Raw genomic sequence first — 17,631 nt, 5'->3', positions numbered from 1 at the left:
CCGGTGCGGGTATGCGTGCGAATTGACGACGGCGGCCCGCGTACGAGGGCACGGGACCGGGCACGAGGAAACGGGGGGTGCATGAGCACGGAAGCGCGGCACGCGCCCATACCTCCCCGCCCGGCCACACCTCCCCGTCCGCCCCACCCCCCGATCCCCGGGGACGAGCCCGACCCCACGGCGCCTTCCGAACGCGGCACCGAGCCGCCGACGCCCACCACAGCGGCCGGCGGCCCCCCGTCACCCCGCAACGGCGGCGACACCGGCCGCACCACCTTCCCGAGCCTGCGCGCTCCGTCCCGGACGGACGCCGGCGACCGGGACGGCGGACGCCGGGCCACGGTGACCGGAGACGCCGGCCCCTTCACTCCGCCCCCGCCTGCCGCATCCGCCCGCTTCCCGGACGCACCACCGCCGGCCCGGGGTGAGGGCGGCGGAACGACCACGCGGGGAGCCGTGCCGCCGCGTCCAGGTGGCCGGCCGGGTGCGCCCGCGCGTCCTGAGAGGCCGGCGGATCCGAGCAACCGCCCCACCGTGCCCGCACGTCCCCAAGCCGCCCCCGACCCGGCCGCCCCGAGCAGCGTGCCGCCCCGGCCGACCCGTCGGCCCGTGCCGCCGCGGCCGGTCGGTGTGCCCGCCGAGGCGCCCTCGGAGACGACGAGGCGTCTGCGCCCGATCCCGGCGGACCCGGACCCGGTCCCGGCACGCGAGCGGCGGCAGGGTTCACCCACGTCATCCGTACGGGAAAACGCCACCCCCGTCTCCCCGAACCCCGCGTTCTCCTGGAGTACCCAGTCGGTGCCCCAGCAGCCGGTCGTCACGTTCGGGGAGCCCGAGGGGTACGACGAGTCGGCGCGGCCGCGGTCGTTCGGCGTGCGGGTACGGGGACGTACCGTGGCGGTCGCCGCCTGTGTCGTGCTCGGACTGGGGCTCACCGGGGGCGCCGTGACGGGGAGATGGCTGATCGGGGACTCGGGGGAGGCCGGGGAACGCGGGGCCTTCGCGGCGGCCGGGCCCCTGTGGCACAGCGTGCCGGTGGATCAGCTGTTCCCGCCCACCGTGCAGGGGCGCGGCGCCGGCCCCGGTGGCGCCGACCGCATCTGGACCCGTATCGCCGTCGCCCCGGACAGCGGCTGCGCGGACGCCTTCGACCCCCTGCTGCGCAGGGCGCTCGCCCCGGTCGGCTGTCAGCGCCTGCTGCGCGCCACCTACACCGACGCCACCCAGAGCTACGTCACCACCGTCGGCCTGCTCTTCGCCAAGGCCGACGCCGCCGCCATGCGCTCCCTGGACGCCCGCTTCGAGGACGAGCGCCTGGACCGCCGCAGCGACCTGATGCCCCGCCCGTACGCCGCGAAGGGCACGGCCGCTGCCGGCTTCGGCGCCGAGCAGCGTGCCTCATGGACCGTCTCCGTCCTCACCGACGCCCCCGTCGTCGTCTACGCCGTCTCCGGCTGGGCCGACGCCCGCACGGTCGACGAACCGCAGCCCGCCGCGGAGGCGATGCGTTCCGGCGCCACCAGCGCCCCCGCCCAGGCAGGCCTCGGCCACGAGGCCAAGGGCCTCGCCGACCGCGTCGAGCGCAGCCTGCGCAAGTCCGTCACCTCGTCCACGGAACAGCCCTCATGAAGCCCGTCGCAGCCGCCCGCAGGGCCGGCCTCGTGAGCGTCCTCGTCGCCGCCTCGGTCGCCCTCGTCCCGCCCACCGCCGCGCACGCCGACGGCATCCGCGCCGAGCAGTGGGCGCTGGACGCCATGCACACCGCTCAGGCCTGGCAGACCACCAAGGGCGAGGGCATCACCGTCGCCGTCCTCGACACGGGCGTCGACGCCGACCATCCCGACCTGGCCGGCAACGTACTGCCCGCCAAGGACATGGTCGGCTTCGGGGCGACGCAGGGTGACCCGGCCTGGGCCCTGCACGGCACCGCGATGGCCGGGATCATCGCCGGTCACGGCCACGGCACCGGCAACACCGACGGCGTCCTGGGCATCGCACCCGAGGCGAAGATCCTCCCGGTCCGGGTGATCCTCGAGGACGACGACCCCTCCCGCGCCAAGGCCCGGAAGACCCGCGGCAACGCCCTCGCCGACGGCATCCGCTGGGCCGCCGACCACGGCGCCGACGTCATCAACCTCTCCCTCGGCGACGACTCCGCCTCCGCCCACCCCGAACCCGCCGAGGACGAGGCCGTCCAGTACGCCCTGAAGAAGGGCTCCGTCGTCGTCGCCTCGGCCGGCAACGGCGGCGAGAAGGGCGACCACATCTCCTACCCGGCCGCCTACCCGGGCGTCATCGCCGCGACCGCCGTCGACAAGTTCGGCACCCGCGCATCCTTCTCCACCCGCCGCTGGTACGCCACGGTCAGCGCCCCCGGCGTCGACGTCGTCATCGCCGCCCCCGACCGCAAGTACTACGAGGGCTGGGGCACCAGCGCGGCCGCCGCCTTCGTCTCCGGCGCCGTCGCCCTCGTCAAGTCGGCCCACCCGGGCCTGGCCCCGGCCCAGATCAAGCGGCTCCTTCAGGACACGGCCCGCAACGCCCCGGCCGACGGCCGCGACGACTCCCGCGGCTTCGGCTTCGTCGACCCGGCCGCCGCCATCGAGGAGGCCGGCCGGCTGAAGCCGGAGGGACTGCAGTCCGCGGCGTACGGCGACAAGTACTTCGGCTCCGGCCCGGACACGGCGGATTCCGACGACGACGCCACGGGCTGGGCCGCCCCGCTCGCCGGCGGCGCCGGCGGCGTGCTGCTGATCACGGCGGTCGTCCTGTGGCGCGGCCGCCGCAGGTACGGCCTGACGCGCTAACCAGCGGCGGCAGCGGACGACGTCGGCAGGGAAACCCCGGTGAACACCGACACCGCCGCTCGCGCTGCCGCCTCGACCAGTGCGATCCCCTTCCCCTTGGTCGAGTTGCCGTCCGACAGCACCGCCACCAGGTAGTCACGGCCGCCGACCGTCACCCGCCCGATGCTGTTGACGTCCCACAGGCCCGTCGCGGTCCGCGGCAGCCAGCCGTTCTTCAGGGCCCACGCCGCATCGTCCCCGGCGGCCGACACCCCCCACTGCTGACCGGCGGCGATCTGCCCCATCAGCTCCTGGAGATACGACCGCGAGGCCGCGTCCAGCTCTGATTCCTCCCCGAACACCTGCTGGAGCAGGGCGAGTTGGTCGACGGCCGTGGTCTGGGTCAGGCCCCACAGCATGCCGTCGCCGCCCTCGGTGCCGGTCAGCCCGAACCGCTCGTTCGCGGCGTCCAGCCCCTGCGCCCCGCCGATCGTCCGCCACAGGGCCGACGCGGAGTCGTTGTCGCTGTGCTCGATCATCGCCGTGGCGTACGCCTGCTCCGCCGCCGTCAGCTGCCGCCCCGCATCCTGCGCCTGCAACAGCAGCGTCGCCAGGATGTCCACCTTGACGATGCTCGCGGTGTCGAAGGTGCCTTCCCCGTACGAGGCACCCTCCCCGGAGTCCACGTCCAGCACCGCCACCGACACGTCCGCGCCGTCCTCGACCGGCAGGCCCCGCACGGCCTCGGCCAGCAGCGCGTCACGATCCACCGCCGGCTGCGCCACAGGTTCCACCGATGCCTCCCCGTTGTCCGACGCCGAGGCCGACGGCGTCACGGCCGACGATACGGCCGGCACTCCGGAGTGCGCCTGCGCCGTCACATACGCCGTACCGCCCATCACGACAGCGGAGGCGGCGGCAGCGCAGATCAAGGTACGGGTGCGGCGGGCTCTGCGGGACTCCATGCCGCGATGCTGACGGCGGCAGCTGTGCGGGCCGTTAGACGCACGTTAGATGTGTGTCAGAAATGCCGGGAAACCCGTGAGCGGTGTCACGGCCGCGTTACCGGGCCCGCACAAGCGCAGCAGCAGCCCCCCTATAGGGTCGGTGACCGTGGCGAACAAGAACATTCCCGACCCCGGCTTCTCCGACGACGACGGCTCGGCCGATCCCCGGCTGAGCACGGCGCTCGCCGCCTGGGCCGAGGACCGTACCGCCGTGGGACCGGTGCTGGCGGCGCTCAGCGGCGCCCGGCTGCTCGTCCCCGTGGTGGCCGTGCTCGGCGAGGTCGAGGAGGACGAGAACGGGCTGCGCCGCGAGAAGACCAGCGACATGGCCGTACCGACCCTGAAGGCCGGCGACCGCACCGCCCTGCCCGCCTTCACGTCCACCGACTCGCTGGCCCGCTGGGACCCGCAGGCCCGGCCGGTGGCCGTACCCCTGCACCAGGCCCTCCAGGCGGCCGCGCACGAGAAGGCCGACACCGTGGTGCTGGACCTGGCCGGTCCGGTGCCGTTCGAGCTGACCGGTCCCGCACTGCTGGCGCTGGCCGAGGGGCGTACGACCACCGACCCGCTCGCCGACCCCGCCGTCGTCGCGGCGGTACGGGCCGCGGTCGCCGCCGAGCCGGCCGTACTGCGCGCCCACCTCGGCCCGGGACAGGCCGACGGCACCCTGGCCCTCGTCCTCGATCCGGCCGCCGCCCCGGCCGAGGCCGCCCGCGCGGTGGCCCGGCGCATGGCCGCCGACGAAACACTGAGGGCCCGCCTGGTGCGCGGCCTCGACCTGGCACTGCTGCCGGCCGGGACGACGCCACCGGGCGAGCCCCTGTACGTAAAGGATTAGGTCAGCGGTAGACCGGGCCCGTGTACTTCTCGCCCGGACCCTGGCCCGGCTCGTCCGGGACCAGGGACGCCTCGCGGAACGCCAGCTGGAGCGACTTCAGGCCGTCGCGCAGCGGGGCCGCATGGAACGAGCTGATCTCGGTCGCGCTCCCGTCCAGCAGACCGGCCAGGGCGTGGATCAGCTTGCGGGCCTCGTCCAGGTCCTTGTGCTTCTCGCCCTCCTCGGTCAGACCGAGCTTCACCGCGGCGGCGCTCATCAGGTTGACGGCGACCGTCACGATCACCTCGACCGCGGGGACCTCGGCGATGTCGCGGGTCATGGCGTTGAAGTCGGGCGTCTCTTCACTCATGCCGTTCACCATAGGGGCAGAGGGACAACCAGCCCCAGTCGGCCTCGGTTAGCCCTTTCCGGCCGAGGCTGCTAACCTTGTGTAACGACCGGTCGGACACGCATGTGTGCAAGTGTGACCGACCTACAAGTGGAGGCTTCCGAACTCCCACCTGGCCGCCCTCAGGGCGGCGGGTCACCGGTCAGGCGGTCCCGTCCCCAGTGGCGGCCACCGCCCGAAAGTGCGCCCCGCGGTCACCGCGGCGGTCGCTCCGGTAGTTCGAGGAGCCCCGCCTGTGATCGTCCGGGGCATTTTTTGTGCTTCGGCGCGGTTAGGTCTAACGAACAGAGACGTTACGCGGCTGTCCGCCAGACCGTCGCGTGGTGCTACCGAGGAGGATCCATCAGCGCCGAGCCCCGCATCAACGACCGGATTCGCGTTCCCGAGGTGCGACTTGTCGGTCCCAGTGGCGAGCAGGTGGGCATTGTCCCGCTGGCCAAGGCACTGGAGCTTGCGCAGGAGTACGACCTGGACCTGGTCGAGGTCGCGGCGAACGCCCGTCCGCCCGTGTGCAAGCTCATGGACTACGGGAAGTTCAAGTACGAGTCGGCCATGAAGGCCCGTGAGGCGCGCAAGAACCAGGCGCACACGGTCATCAAGGAGATGAAGCTCCGGCCGAAGATCGACCCGCACGACTATGACACCAAGAAGGGTCACGTCGTCCGGTTCCTCAAGCAGGGCGACAAGGTCAAGATCACGATCATGTTCCGTGGTCGCGAGCAGTCCCGTCCCGAACTGGGCTACCGACTGCTGCAGCGTCTCGCGGAGGACGTCCAGGACCTCGGGTTCGTCGAGTCGAACCCGAAGCAGGACGGCCGCAACATGATCATGGTTCTCGGTCCGCACAAGAAGAAGACCGAGGCGATGGCCGAGGCCCGCCAGGCGCAGGAGGCCCGCAAGGCGTCCGCGAAGGCCAACCCCGGTCGCTCGCAGAACCCCGCCGATGCCGAGGCCCCCACCGAGGAGCCCGCCGAGGCGTGACCCCGGGGACGTCAGTCCCAGGACACAACCGATACAAGAGCGACGCTCCACCGTGCCCGGTTTCGCGACCGGGCACCGGAGCGCCACCGACGAGGAGAGAACGGCGCTATGCCGAAGAACAAGTCGCACAGCGGTGCCAGCAAGCGCTTCAAGGTCACCGGCTCCGGCAAGGTGCTCCGTGAGCGCGCCGGCAAGCGCCACCTGCTCGAGCACAAGTCGTCCCGTCTGACGCGTCGCCTCACCGGCAACGCCGAGATGGCCCCGGGCGACGCCAAGAAGATCAAGAAGCTTCTCGGCAAGTGACACAGCGGCGCGCCGAGCGCCCTGCGTCTGGACCGGGACCCAATCGTTTCCGGGCCGTGTGAGTCCAACCGCGGCCCCGCTACAAGGAGTTAAAAAGTGGCACGCGTCAAGCGGGCAGTGAACGCCCACAAGAAGCGCCGGGCGATCCTCGAGCAGGCCTCCGGCTACCGCGGTCAGCGTTCGCGCCTGTACCGCAAGGCCAAGGAGCAGGTCACCCACTCGCTGGTCTACAACTACAACGACCGCAAGAAGCGCAAGGGTGACTTCCGTCAGCTGTGGATCCAGCGCATCAACGCCGCTGCCCGCGCCAACGGCATCACGTACAACCGCTTCATCCAGGGTCTGAAGGCCGCGAACGTCGAGGTCGACCGCAAGATCCTGGCCGAGCTGGCCGTGAACGACGCCACCGCGTTCGCCGCGCTCGTCGAGGTCGCGCAGAAGGCGCTGCCGGCCGACGTCAACGCGCCGAAGGCTGCGTGACGCTGCGCTGGCTTTTCGCCGACGTGACTGGGCGGACCCGTGGGCTGTGTGCCTGCGGGTCCGTTGTTTTGTGAGTACCGGTGGTTCGGCACCTCCCCCACTGCCTTAAGGGCGTGGGGGGACCCCCAGACCCCGCCGTCGTGGTTGATCGCCGTTGCGGCGGACATTTCTTGGCGGACATTTCTTGATGAAGGTGAATTGCATGGCGCCTGCCACCCCCGAGCTGATCTCCCCCCGCTCTCCCCGCGTCTCCGCCGCGCGGCGGCTGGCCAAGCGGAACTTCCGGGGGAAGGAGCGGCTGTTTCTGGCGGAGGGGCCGCAGGCCGTGCGGGAGGCGGGTGCGCAGCCGGACACCCTGGTCGAGCTGTTCGCCACCGTGGAGGCCGCCGAACGGTACGCGGACATCATCGGCCTGGCCCGTGACACCGGCGCCCGTGTCCACCTCGCCTCCGAGCAGGTCGTCGCGGACATCTCCACGACCGTGACCCCGCAGGGGCTCGTCGGGATCTGCCGGTTCCTCGACACGCCCTTCGAGGACATCCTCCGTGCGCGGCCCAAGCTCGTGGCCGTGCTCGCGCATGTACGCGACCCCGGCAACGCCGGCACCGTGCTGCGGTGCGCGGACGCCGCCGGGGCCGAGGCCGTCGTGCTGACCGACGCCTCCGTCGACCTGTACAACCCCAAGGCCGTCCGCGCCTCCGTGGGCTCGCTGTTCCATCTGCCGGTCGCCGTGGGTGTGCCCGTCGAGCGGGCCGTGGCGGGGCTGAAGGAAGCCGGCGTGCGGATCCTGGCCGCCGACGGGGCCGGGGAGCACGACCTCGACGAGGAGCTCGACAAGGGCACCATGGGCGGGCCGGCCGCATGGGTCTTCGGCAACGAGGCGTGGGGACTCCCGGAGGAGACCCGCGCGCTCGCGGACGCCGTTGTCCGCGTCCCGATCCACGGGAAGGCCGAGAGCCTGAACCTCGCCACCGCCGCGGCCGTATGTCTCTACGCGTCGGCCCGTGCACAGCGCGCTCCCGGAGGCTGCCGCTCCGTCACCGAGAGCTAGTAGGGTGACCAGTTCGGGGGCCACCTGCGCCGTCTGAGAGGTGGGGTACGGGGATGAGTGTCGGCACGAGCAGCGCACCGGGGGGACAGGACGTACGACGTCCGCCCGAGCCCCGGTACGGCGACCCTGCCGGGCTCGGCATCGACCCCGACGAACTGCCCGACGGGCTCGTCGTCGCGGACGAGCACGGGCGGGTGATCTGCTTCAACTCCGCCGCCGAACGCATCACCGCGGTTGCCGCGCAGGACGTCCTCGGACAGCGCCTCGACAAGGCCCTGCCCTTGGAGGACCTGGAGGGCAGGCGGTGGTGGCAGCTGACCGATCCCTACGGCGGTCTCGCCATCCGGGTCCGGCAGCCCGAGCGGAACCTGCTGCTGCCGGGTGGGCGGGAGGTGCTCGTCTCGGTGCGGTACGTCCGTACGGAACCCACCGGCCCCGTCCGCCGCGTCGTCGTCTCCCTGCGCGACACCGAGGCCCGCCGCCGCACCGAGCGCAGCCACGCCGAACTGATCGCCACCGTCGCCCACGAACTGCGCTCGCCGCTCACCTCCGTCAAGGGCTTCACCGCCACCCTCCTCGCCAAGTGGGAGAGGTTCACCGACGACCAGAAGCGGCTGATGCTCGAGACGGTCGACGCCGACGCCGACCGCGTCACCCGGCTCATCGCGGAGCTGCTGGACATCTCCCGGATCGACTCCGGTCGGCTGGAGGTGCGCCGCCAGCCCGTCGACATCGGTGCCGCCGTCGGCCGGCACATCCAGGCGTACGTCGCGGCCGGACTGCCCGCCGACCGGTTCCTGCTGCGCATCGAGCAGCCGCTGCCCGCCCTGTGGGCCGACCCCGACAAGATCGACCAGGTGCTCAGCAATCTCATCGAAAATGCCGTGCGCCACGGCGAGGGAACTGTCACGATCGACGTAACGCCCGCCACGTCTCCCCGCGAAGGGGAGGACGTAGGCACGTCGGTCACCGTGAGCGACGAGGGCACCGGCATTCCGGAGGAGTCCATGAACCGCGTCTTCACCCGCTTCTGGCGGGGCAGCAAGCGCGGCGGCACGGGCCTCGGGCTGTACATCGTCAAGGGCATCGTCGAAGCTCACGGCGGCATCATCACGGTCGGCCGCGCCCCCGGTGGCGGCGCCGAGTTTCGATTTACGTTGCCCGTGAGCGCTCCGGCTTATCTGACCTGAGCGGCCCACGGGCGCATTCGCCCACCTCAACCCCGTTAGACTCGGCCTTTGGCACCTTTGTGTCCCGGAGACGGCCTTGTGAGCCGGTGACGGGGACCTTCAGCCAGCCAATCGGAAGCACGGGAAGAGATGTCGGCACCGAATAAGTCGTACGACCCTGTCGAGGTCGAGGCGTTGAAACCGGAAGAGATCGAGCGCATGCGGGACGAGGCGCTCGCCGCCTTTGCCGCCGCGGACTCCCTCGACGCGCTCCAGGAGGCCAAGGTCGCCCACACCGGCGGCACCTCCCCGCTGGCCCTCGCCAACCGCGAGATCGGCGCCCTGCCCCCGCACGCGAAGGCCGACGCCGGCAAGCGCGTCGGCCAGGCCCGCGGCGCCGTGAACAAGGCCCTCGCCGCCCGCCAGGCCGAGCTGGAGGCCGAGCGCGACGCGCGCGTGCTGGTCGAGGAGGACGTGGACGTCACGCTGCCCTACGACCGCGTACCGGCCGGCGCCCGCCATCCGCTGACCACGCTCTCGGAGCGCATCGAGGACGTCTTCGTGGCCATGGGCTACGAGGTCGCCGAGGGGCCGCAGGTCGAGGCCGAGTGGTTCAACTTCGACGCCCTGAACATCGGCCCGGACCACCCGGCCCGCGGTGAGGCGGACACGTTCTTCGTACAGGGCCCGGACGGCGGCTCCGAGTCGGGCGTTGTACTGCGCACCCACACCTCGCCCGTGCAGATCCGCTCCCTGCTCGACCGCGAGCTGCCGGTCTACGTGATCTGCCCCGGCCGCGTGTACCGCACCGACGAGCTGGACGCCACGCACACCCCGGTCTTCCACCAGGTCGAGCTGCTCGCCGTCGACGAGGGCCTGACCATGGCGGACCTCAAGGGCACCCTGGACCACATGGTCCAGTCGCTGTTCGGTGAGGGCATGAAGACCCGGCTCAGGCCGAACTTCTTCCCGTTCACCGAGCCGTCCGCCGAGATGGACATGGTGTGCTACGTCTGCCGCGGCGAGTCCGTCGGCAACCCCGACCGGCCCTGCCGCACCTGCTCCAGCGAGGGCTGGATCGAGCTCGGCGGCTGCGGCATGGTCAACCCGCGGGTGCTCACCGCCTGCGGCGTCGACCCGGAGAAGTACAGCGGCTTCGCCTTCGGGTTCGGGATCGAGCGGATGCTGATGTTCCGCCACAACGTCGAGGACATGCGAGACATGGTCGAGGGTGACGTCCGGTTCACCCGGCCGTTCGGGATGGAGATCTGATGCGGGTCCCGCTTTCTTGGCTGCGGGAGTACGTCGACCTGCCGGAGACGGAGACGGGTCGTGACGTGCAGGCCAAGCTCATTTCGGCCGGTCTGGAGGTCGAGACCGTCGAGCAGCTCGGCGACGGACTCAAGGGCCCCCTGGTCGTCGGCCAGGTGCTGACCATCGAGGAGCTGACGGAGTTCAAGAAGCCGATCCGCTTCTGCACCGTCGACGTCGGCACCGCCAACGGCACCGGTGAGCCCCAGGAGATCGTCTGCGGCGCCCGCAACTTCGCCGAGGGCGACAAGGTCGTCGTGGTCCTCCCGGGCGCCGTGCTGCCCGGCGGCTTCGCGATCTCCGCGCGCAAGACGTACGGCAGGAACTCGCACGGCATGATCTGCTCCAGCAGCGAGCTGGGCATGGGCGACGACGGCACGCACGGCATCATCGTGCTGCCGCCCGAGACCGAGGTCGGCAAGGACGCCGTCGAGCTGCTCGAGCTGGTCGACGAGGTGCTGGACATCGCCGTCACCGCCAACCGCGGTGACTGTCTGTCCATCCGCGGCGTCGCCCGCGAGGCCGCCATCGCCTACGGCCTGCCGCTGCGCGACCCGGCCCTGCTCGACGTACCGGCGCCGAACGCCTACGGCTACCCGGTGAAGGTCTCCGAGCCGCTCGGCTGCGACCGCTTCACCGCCCGCACGATCAGCGGTCTGCGGCCCGAGGCCCGCTCCCCGATCTGGCTCCAGCGCCGGCTCCAGAAGGTCGGCATGCGCCCGATCTCGCTCGCCGTCGACGTCACCAACTACGTGATGATGGAGCTCGGCCAGCCGCTGCACGCCTACGACCGCTCCCTGGTCCGGGGCACGATCGGTGTGCGCCGGGCCGAGGAGGGCGAGAAGATCGTCACCCTCGACGGCGTCGAGCGCAAGCTGCACGCCGAGGACCTGGTGATCACCGACGAGCGCGGCCCCATCGGGCTCGCGGGCGTCATGGGCGGCGCCAACACCGAGATCGCCGACCACGAGAACACCGAGGGCGCCACGACCGACATCGTGATCGAGGCCGCGCACTTCGACGCGGTGTCGATCGCGCGGACGGCCCGACGGCACAAGCTGTCCTCCGAGGCGTCCCGGCGCTTCGAGCGGGGCGTCGACCCCGAGGCCGCGTCCGCCGCCGCCCAGCGCACGGTGGACCTGCTGGTGCTGCTCGCGGGCGGCACCGCCGAGGCCGGTGTCACCGAGGTCATCACGCCGTCCGCGCCGCACACCATCACCGTCCCGGCCGACCACCCGGACAAGGTCGCGGGCGTCGAGTACGGCCGCGAGACCGTCGTACGCCGGCTCCAGCAGATCGGCTGCGACGTGTACGGGCAGGACGAGCTGATCGTCACCGTGCCGTCCTGGCGGCCCGACCTGCTCGAGCAGAACGACCTCGCCGAAGAGGTCATCCGGCTCGAGGGCTACGAGAACCTGCCCTCCACGCTGCCCAAGCCCCCGTCGGGCCGCGGCCTGACCCACCGGCAGCGGCTGCACCGCCGGGTCGGCCGGGCCCTGGCCGGTGCGGGCTACGTCGAGGCGCCGAACTACCCGTTCGTCAGCGAGCAGGTCTTCGACCAGCTCGGCCTCGACGCCGACGACCCGGCCCGCCGCGTCGTCCGGCTGGCCAACCCGCTCAACGACGAGGAGCCCGTGCTCCGTACGTCGCTGCTGCCGGGCCTGCTCGGTGCCCTGCGGCGCAATGACGGCCGAGGCTCGCACGACCTGGCGCTGTTCGAGACGGGGCTGGTGTTCCACCCCCGTGAGGGCCAGGGCGTCGCCACCCATCTGCCGGTCGACCGTCGCCCCACCGACGAGGAGATCGCCACGCTGAACGCCGCGCTGCCCGAGCAGCCGCGGCACGTGGCCGTCGTCCTCGCGGGCGCGCGTGAACAGGCCGGCTGGTGGGGCAAGGACCGCCCGGCCGACTGGGCCGACGCGATCGAGGCGGCACGCACGGTGGCCCGTGAGGCGGGCGCCGAACTCGTCGTGCGCAAGGGCCAGTACGGGCCGTGGCACCCGGGTCGCTGCGCCGAGCTCGTGGTCGTCGCCGACGGCACCGAGCGGGTCGTGGGGCACGCCGGTGAGCTGCACCCGCGCGTCCTGAAGGCGCTGGGCCTGCCCGCCCGCACCTGTGCGACGGAGCTCGACCTGGACGCCCTGGAGCAGGTGGGCGACGGCACCCCGCAGGCGCCGCGCATCTCCACGTTCCCGGTCGCCACGCAGGACGTCGCGCTCGTCGTCGACCAGCCGGTCCCACACGCCGAGGTCGAGGCCGCGCTGCGCGAGGGTGCCGGTGAACTGCTGGAGTCCATCCGGCTGTTCGACGTGTACGAGAACGCGGAGCAGCTCGGCGACGGGCGGAAGTCGCTGGCGTACGCGCTGCGGTTCCGTGCGGCTGACCGGACGCTGACCGTCGACGAGGCGTCGGCGGCTCGGGACGCGGCGGTGGCGCTGGCCGCTGAGCGTACGGGGGCAGTGCTGCGGAGTTAGCTTCGCTGGGTGCCGGGGACTGCGGGTTTTTGGCCGCGGGTTGATTGTGGCTGGTCGCGCAGTTCCCCGCGCCCCTTGTGGGGGGCGTGCCCCCCACACCTCCCCATCGGTCACCTCACTCTTTTGGGTGGCAAGTTCGGGTGATCTGGCTCTTGCGGGGCACACGGCGACAGAATCGGACCGGCCTTTCGAGGCCGGTCTGCGCTGTTACGGCCTGCAATGGGGGGCCTCCGTATGATCCGTAACCTACGGGCGCCCGGCAGGGTGGTTGCGCTGGGGCTTCCCACCGTGTGGGGCGTGCTGGCGGTCGTCTTCTTCGCCGTCGGCACCGGGCTCGTACTCCATGTCCGGCGCACGCTGTTGCGCGAGTTGCGGCAGGCCCGCAAGGTCGCGGCCGCCGCGCAGGACGCGCTGCTGCGGCCCATGCCCCCGCGCATCGACGGGCTGAACGTCGCCGCCGCCCAGCTCTCCGCCGACCGCGGCTCCTCCGTCGGCGGCGATCTGTACGAGGTCGTCGCCACCGACCACGGTGTCCGCGTCGTGATGGGGGACGTACGCGGGCACGGGCCGGCCGCGACAGGGACCGTCGCCGCCGTCCTCGGCAGCTTCCGGGAGGCCGTGCACGACGAGCCGGAACTCGCCGGTGTTCTGCGCCGGCTGGACCGCGCCCTGGCCCGGTACCTGAGGGGGCGGGCCGACGGCCTCGTGGCCGAGGAGTTCGTGACCGTCCTGCTGCTGGAGATCGGGCGGGACGGCGAGCTGCAGGCCCTCAACTGCGGCCACCCCTGGCCGTACCGGCTCCTGGGCACCCACGTCGAACCACTCGCCCGAGCCGATCCCCTCCCGCCCATGGGCTCGTTCCCGCTACCGCCCGACCTGCCCGCCGCACCCTTCGGCCAACTCCGGCCCGGCGAGGCACTGTTCCTCTTCACGGACGGCGCCGAGGACGCCCGAGACGCGCATGGCCGGTTCTTTCCGCTGCCGGACGTACTCGCGGAGGCTCTGCGCGAAGGCGCGCACACCCCACAGTCCATGCTGGCTGCCGTCTTCACCCGCGTGCTGCGCCACACCAGCGGTAGCCCCACCGACGACATAGCCCTCCTGGCACTACGCAACGAACGGCACCACAGACGCCCCTCAGGGGCGCGGGGAACTGTGCGAGCGACCACCCCCCACCCGCAGCCGACAACCCACCGTTAGCCCTACGGTCCCCGGCGCAGCGTCCTGGCCGGGCCGCCGCTGTACGAGGGGGAGCCGACGGCCCGGCCGGCCTCTTGCGAGGCATTCCAGTCAACCGGCCGGAAACTCTCCGCAACAGTGCGCGCACAGCCCGGATTCGCGCACTCCGTTCACACCCCGTGTGAAGGCGAATTCACTACGCTGTCGACACCGAGCCATCTGGGGGGCCTTTCCGATGCAGCCCAACACTCTGCTCGACGCGATCCTGGACGAGGCGGGGATCTCGCACGCCGGTCTCGCGGCACATGTGAACCAGGCCGGGCGGGCGCGCGGGCTCGCGCTCCGCTACGAACACACCGCCGTGGCACGCTGGTTGAAGGGCCAGCGGCCGCGTGGCCAGGTGCCCGACCTGATCTGCGAGGTGCTCGCCGCCCGGCTGCACCGGCCGGTCACACTCGACGACATCGGACTCGGCGTACCGGGGGAACCGGCCGGCGCGCACGGCACCTCGCTGTCCGGCTTCGTCGAACGCGCCACCGCCCTGTGGCGCTCCGACGAACAGCAGCGCCCGCACGTCCTCGGCGCCCCCGCCGTCACCGGCACGCCGGCCGTCATGCCCGTGTGGGAGTGGGAGAACCCGCCCGAGGACGTGGACGTCTCCCGCGGCGGCCGGCACCGGGTCACCCCGGCCGACATCGAGATGCTGCGCGCCGCCCGCACCCACTACGAGCAGATGTACCGCAAGGCCGGCGGTGTCGCGACCCGCACCCGGATCGTCGGGTTCCTCAACTCCGAGGCGGCGCCCCTGCTGCGCGGCAGCTACACCGACGCCACCGGCCGCCAACTCCACCGTGCCACCGGCGGGTTGGTCGCGATCGCCGGCATCTGCGCCTACGACTCCGACGCACACGGCCTCGCCCAGCGCTACTTCCACCAGGCGCTGCGGCTCGCCAAGGCCAGCGGCGACCGGGGACTCGGTGCGTATGTGATCGCGTTGCTCGTCAACCAGTCGCTGTTCATGCGGGAGTACCGTCAGGCCGTTGCCTTCGCGGAGGCTGCGCTGCGGGCCGCAGGCAAGCACATCACCCCGGCCCTCGCCTCCGATCTGTACGCGATGCAGGCGAAGGCGTACGCCCACCTCGGCGACGGCACGAGCGCCCTGTCCTGCATACGGCGGGCCGAGCAGGCCGCCGAACGCATCCGGCGCGGACACGAACCCGACGAGACCGGCTATGTCCAGCCGGGCCTGGTCAACGTCCAGGTGGCGGAGGCACTGCTCAGCCTGGGCGAACTGGCCGCCGCCGGTGAGCATGCCGCGGCCGCCGTGGACAACCCCGCGCACGACCGGGGCCGGGTGCACCGGCTCGCCATGCTCAGCACCATCGAACTGCGCCAGGGCAACGCCGAGAAGGCGGTGGCGACCGCGGTACAGATGGCCGAGCAGGCCCGCGGCATGGAGTCCCAGCGGCTGCGTGACAGACTCCGGGCGGTGCGCGAGCACCTGGTGCGCAGCGGCGGCGCGGGCACGGCCGAGGCCGCCGAACTCATCGACGGGGCACTGCGCGTACCGCTGTAGCGACACCGCCTGAACGGCAACGCCACGCTTTCCCTCTGCTGTGGGCACGCTCCTGCTGCGATATTGCCACTTACTCGGCGGAAGGTGGCAGAACCGTGCAGTGGACGAAACAGAACGAACGAACTGTGTATGAAAACCGCTGGTTCAGCGTCAATCTCGCAGATGTCGAGCTGCCGGACGGCCGGCACCTCGACCACTTCCTGATACGGCTGCGGCCGGTGGCCGTGGCCACGGTGGTGAACGAGGCCAACGAGGTCCTCCTCCTGTGGCGCCACCGCTTCATCACCGACAGCTGGGGGTGGGAACTCGCGGCGGGCGTGGTCGAGGACGGCGAGGACATCGCGGTCGCGGCGGCCCGGGAGCTCGAGGAGGAGACGGGCTGGCGGCCGGGACCCCTGCGCCACCTGATGAGCGTGGAGCCGTCCAACGGGCTCACCGACGCCCGGCACCACATCTACTGGGCCGACGAGGGCGAATACATCGGGCACCCGGTGGACGACTTCGAGTCGGACCGACGGGAATGGGTTCCCCTCAAACTCGTCCCCGATCTGGTCGCCCGCGGCGAGGTCCCGGCCGCCAACATGGCGGCCGCGCTGCTTTTACTGCACCACCTCAGGCTCGGCCAGGACGCCGTCGTCCAGTGCCGCGGCACTAGCGTGCGAGTACCTGCCAGACGGCCACGACGAGGGCGGCCACGGCCGTGACAGCGGTGACCGACGGCAGCGGCCATCGGGCGTGTTCCAGGGTGATGAGCCGTGTGCTCAACTCGTCCAGTTCCTTGGCGGTTTCCTCGGTGCGATGGGAGAGCAGCGCCAGCCCGCCCTCGACGCGGGCGTATGCCACGTCGAGACGGCGACGTAACTCTGCGAGTTCCTCCTGGGCGACGGAATGCTCGGGATCGGCGGTCACGAACCGCTCCTTTCCGTAGTCGTCTTACGTCCCTTGCATGCGCATGGTGAGTCAACTCGCCTGGTGGGCGCCTGGGGAGAGTGTGCGAGCGGCATATGCGGGCCCGACGCGCACACGGTGTGTGAATGACGCGGGCCCGGCACCCCTCAGGTGCCGGGCCCAGCGGAGCGTCGCGCTCGGTAATCAGCCGTAGGTGTAGAAGCCCGAGCCGCTCTTGCGGCCCAGCCGGCCCGCGTCGACCATGCGCTGCAGCAGCGGGGGAGCGGCGTAGAGCGGCTCCTTGTACTCCTCGTACATCGAATGCGCCACCGACGCCACCGTGTCCAGGCCGATCAGGTCGGACAGCTTCAGCGGGCCCATCGGATGGGCGCAGCCCATCTCCATGCCGTTGTCGATGTCCTCGCGGCTGGCGATACCGGACTCGAACATCCGGATCGCGGAGAGCAGGTAGGGGATCAGCAACGCGTTGACGACGAAGCCGGAGCGGTCCTGGGCGCGGATGGCGTGCTTGCCGAGCACCTTCTCGGTGAACAGCTGCGCCCGGCCGAGCGTGCCCTCGGAGGTGGTCAGCGCGGGGATCAGCTCGACGAGCTGCTGCACCGGGGCCGGGTTGAAGAAGTGGATGCCGATGACCTGGTCGGGGCGCGAGGTGGCGACGGCCAGCCTCACCAGCGGGATCGAGGAGGTGTTGGAGGCCAGGATCGCGTCCGGGCGGGTCACGACCTGGTCGAGCACCTGGAAGATCTCGGTCTTGACCTGCTCGTTCTCGACGACGGCCTCGATGACCAGATCCCGGTCGGCGAATTCACCGAGGTCGGTGGTGAAGCTCAGCTGTGCCTGCGTGGCGTCCCGCTCCTCCTCGGTGATCTTGCCGCGTTCGGCTGCCTTGGCCAGGGAGTTGAACAGCCGGGTGCGGCCGATCTCCAGGGCCTCGCCGGTGGTCTCGGCGACCTTCACGTCCAGGCCGGCGCGGGCGCACACCTCGGCGATGCCGGCCCCCATCTGGCCGCAGCCCACCACTCCGACGCGCTCGATGTCGGTCACATCGTCCCCTTCGCTGATCCGGTCCGAGGCAGGTCGCCGGGTTCCGGTGCCTGCTCCATCCGTGCACGTTACCCGTAAGTATCGATGATCGATCGCCGGGGTGGGGGCATCCTTGGGCTTCGGAGACGATCCGTG

Annotated in this window: 16 protein-coding genes and 1 pseudogene; 13 read left to right on the top strand and 4 right to left on the bottom strand. The window is 71.6% G+C overall.

The window, feature by feature from the left end:
• Window positions 1-534: 534 nt before the first annotated feature.
• Window positions 535-1,629: a hypothetical protein gene (locus ACFV7R_RS09185; protein ID WP_385261674.1), complete on the top strand. Its 1,095-nt coding sequence runs from the start codon at window positions 535-537 to the stop codon at window positions 1,627-1,629.
• On the top strand, window positions 1,626-2,807 hold the full coding sequence (gene mycP, locus ACFV7R_RS09180) for a type VII secretion-associated serine protease mycosin (protein WP_385261671.1): 1,182 nt from the start codon (window positions 1,626-1,628) through the stop codon (window positions 2,805-2,807). Before ACFV7R_RS09185 ends, mycP begins: the two co-directional genes overlap by 4 nt.
• On the opposite strand, the gene ACFV7R_RS09175 is transcribed toward mycP, so the two are convergent.
• Window positions 2,804-3,751 carry a serine hydrolase gene (locus ACFV7R_RS09175; protein WP_385261670.1) on the bottom strand — a complete coding sequence of 316 codons (948 nt, stop codon included), beginning with the start codon at window positions 3,749-3,751 and terminating at the stop codon, window positions 2,804-2,806. The genes mycP and ACFV7R_RS09175 overlap by 4 nt on opposite strands.
• A gap of 148 nt (window positions 3,752-3,899) precedes the next feature.
• On the opposite strand from ACFV7R_RS09175, the gene ACFV7R_RS09170 reads away from it, so the two are divergent.
• A complete protein-coding gene (locus tag ACFV7R_RS09170; RefSeq protein ID WP_385261667.1) occupies window positions 3,900-4,631 on the top strand; it encodes an SseB family protein in 732 nt (243 codons plus the stop codon).
• Window position 4,632: 1 nt separating this feature from the next.
• Here the strand turns inward: ACFV7R_RS09170 and ACFV7R_RS09165 are convergent, their stop codons facing one another.
• Entirely contained in the window at window positions 4,633-4,980 is a 348-nt protein-coding gene (locus ACFV7R_RS09165; protein ID WP_224738340.1) for a DUF1844 domain-containing protein, read from the bottom strand.
• Between the two features lie 381 nt (window positions 4,981-5,361).
• On the opposite strand from ACFV7R_RS09165, the gene infC reads away from it, so the two are divergent.
• The 10 genes and pseudogenes from infC to ACFV7R_RS09115 all read left to right on the top strand — a co-directional run.
• Window positions 5,362-6,000 carry a translation initiation factor IF-3 gene (gene infC / locus ACFV7R_RS09160; protein WP_385262136.1) on the top strand — a complete coding sequence of 213 codons (639 nt, stop codon included), beginning with the start codon at window positions 5,362-5,364 and terminating at the stop codon, window positions 5,998-6,000.
• 108 nt (window positions 6,001-6,108) lie between these two features.
• A complete protein-coding gene (gene rpmI / locus ACFV7R_RS09155) occupies window positions 6,109-6,303 on the top strand; it encodes a 50S ribosomal protein L35 (protein ID WP_007829094.1) in 195 nt (64 codons plus the stop codon).
• A 96-nt stretch (window positions 6,304-6,399) separates the two neighbouring features.
• Window positions 6,400-6,783, top strand: a complete 384-nt coding sequence (gene rplT, locus ACFV7R_RS09150) for a 50S ribosomal protein L20 (RefSeq protein ID WP_004933571.1) — start codon at window positions 6,400-6,402, stop codon at window positions 6,781-6,783.
• Between the two features lie 202 nt (window positions 6,784-6,985).
• The gene (locus ACFV7R_RS09145) at window positions 6,986-7,834 is read left to right on the top strand and encodes a TrmH family RNA methyltransferase (protein ID WP_385261665.1); all 849 of its coding nucleotides are present in this window, start codon (window positions 6,986-6,988) and stop codon (window positions 7,832-7,834) included.
• A 53-nt stretch (window positions 7,835-7,887) separates the two neighbouring features.
• A complete protein-coding gene (locus ACFV7R_RS09140) occupies window positions 7,888-9,024 on the top strand; it encodes an ATP-binding protein (protein ID WP_385261662.1) in 1,137 nt (378 codons plus the stop codon).
• A gap of 129 nt (window positions 9,025-9,153) precedes the next feature.
• Window positions 9,154-10,275: a phenylalanine--tRNA ligase subunit alpha gene (gene pheS, locus ACFV7R_RS09135; protein WP_385261661.1), complete on the top strand. Its 1,122-nt coding sequence runs from the start codon at window positions 9,154-9,156 to the stop codon at window positions 10,273-10,275.
• A complete protein-coding gene (pheT, locus tag ACFV7R_RS09130; RefSeq protein WP_385261658.1) occupies window positions 10,275-12,788 on the top strand; it encodes a phenylalanine--tRNA ligase subunit beta in 2,514 nt (837 codons plus the stop codon). Before pheS ends, pheT begins: the two co-directional genes overlap by 1 nt.
• Before the next feature lie 234 nt (window positions 12,789-13,022).
• Window positions 13,023-13,988, top strand: coding sequence for a PP2C family protein-serine/threonine phosphatase (locus tag ACFV7R_RS09125; RefSeq protein WP_385261655.1), 966 nt, complete (start codon window positions 13,023-13,025; stop codon window positions 13,986-13,988).
• A gap of 214 nt (window positions 13,989-14,202) precedes the next feature.
• On the top strand, window positions 14,203-15,543 hold the full coding sequence (locus tag ACFV7R_RS09120) for a transcriptional regulator (RefSeq protein ID WP_129796917.1): 1,341 nt from the start codon (window positions 14,203-14,205) through the stop codon (window positions 15,541-15,543).
• A 95-nt stretch (window positions 15,544-15,638) separates the two neighbouring features.
• Window positions 15,639-16,175 (top strand): annotated as a pseudogene (locus ACFV7R_RS09115) (NUDIX hydrolase); the annotation flags it as partial.
• Window positions 16,176-16,194: 19 nt separating this feature from the next.
• Here the strand turns inward: ACFV7R_RS09115 and ACFV7R_RS09110 are convergent.
• Complete coding sequence (locus ACFV7R_RS09110) at window positions 16,195-16,452, bottom strand: hypothetical protein (protein WP_129796915.1); 258 nt, start codon at window positions 16,450-16,452, stop codon at window positions 16,195-16,197.
• 183 nt (window positions 16,453-16,635) lie between these two features.
• Window positions 16,636-17,496, bottom strand: a complete 861-nt coding sequence (locus ACFV7R_RS09105; RefSeq protein ID WP_165396177.1) for a 3-hydroxybutyryl-CoA dehydrogenase — start codon at window positions 17,494-17,496, stop codon at window positions 16,636-16,638.
• Window positions 17,497-17,631: the final 135 nt, after the last annotated feature.

Origin of the sequence: Streptomyces sp. NPDC059866 (assembly GCF_042731325.1) — a bacterium.
Taxonomy (GTDB): domain Bacteria; phylum Actinomycetota; class Actinomycetes; order Streptomycetales; family Streptomycetaceae; genus Streptomyces; species Streptomyces flavusporus.
This window is presented reverse-complemented; position numbering and strand designations above follow the sequence as displayed.

Coding starts and splice junctions, on each gene's coding strand:
- mycP (WP_385261671.1), top strand. CDS start 1,626: ATGAAGCCCGTCGCAGCCGCCCGCAGGGCCGGCCTCGTGAGCGTCCTC.
- ACFV7R_RS09175 (WP_385261670.1), bottom strand. CDS start 3,751: ATGGAGTCCCGCAGAGCCCGCCGCACCCGTACCTTGATCTGCGCTGCC.
- ACFV7R_RS09165 (WP_224738340.1), bottom strand. CDS start 4,980: ATGAGTGAAGAGACGCCCGACTTCAACGCCATGACCCGCGACATCGCC.
- rpmI (WP_007829094.1), top strand. CDS start 6,109: ATGCCGAAGAACAAGTCGCACAGCGGTGCCAGCAAGCGCTTCAAGGTC.
- ACFV7R_RS09145 (WP_385261665.1), top strand. CDS start 6,986: ATGGCGCCTGCCACCCCCGAGCTGATCTCCCCCCGCTCTCCCCGCGTC.
- ACFV7R_RS09140 (WP_385261662.1), top strand. CDS start 7,888: ATGAGTGTCGGCACGAGCAGCGCACCGGGGGGACAGGACGTACGACGT.
- pheS (WP_385261661.1), top strand. CDS start 9,154: ATGTCGGCACCGAATAAGTCGTACGACCCTGTCGAGGTCGAGGCGTTG.
- pheT (WP_385261658.1), top strand. CDS start 10,275: ATGCGGGTCCCGCTTTCTTGGCTGCGGGAGTACGTCGACCTGCCGGAG.
- ACFV7R_RS09125 (WP_385261655.1), top strand. CDS start 13,023: ATGATCCGTAACCTACGGGCGCCCGGCAGGGTGGTTGCGCTGGGGCTT.
- ACFV7R_RS09120 (WP_129796917.1), top strand. CDS start 14,203: ATGCAGCCCAACACTCTGCTCGACGCGATCCTGGACGAGGCGGGGATC.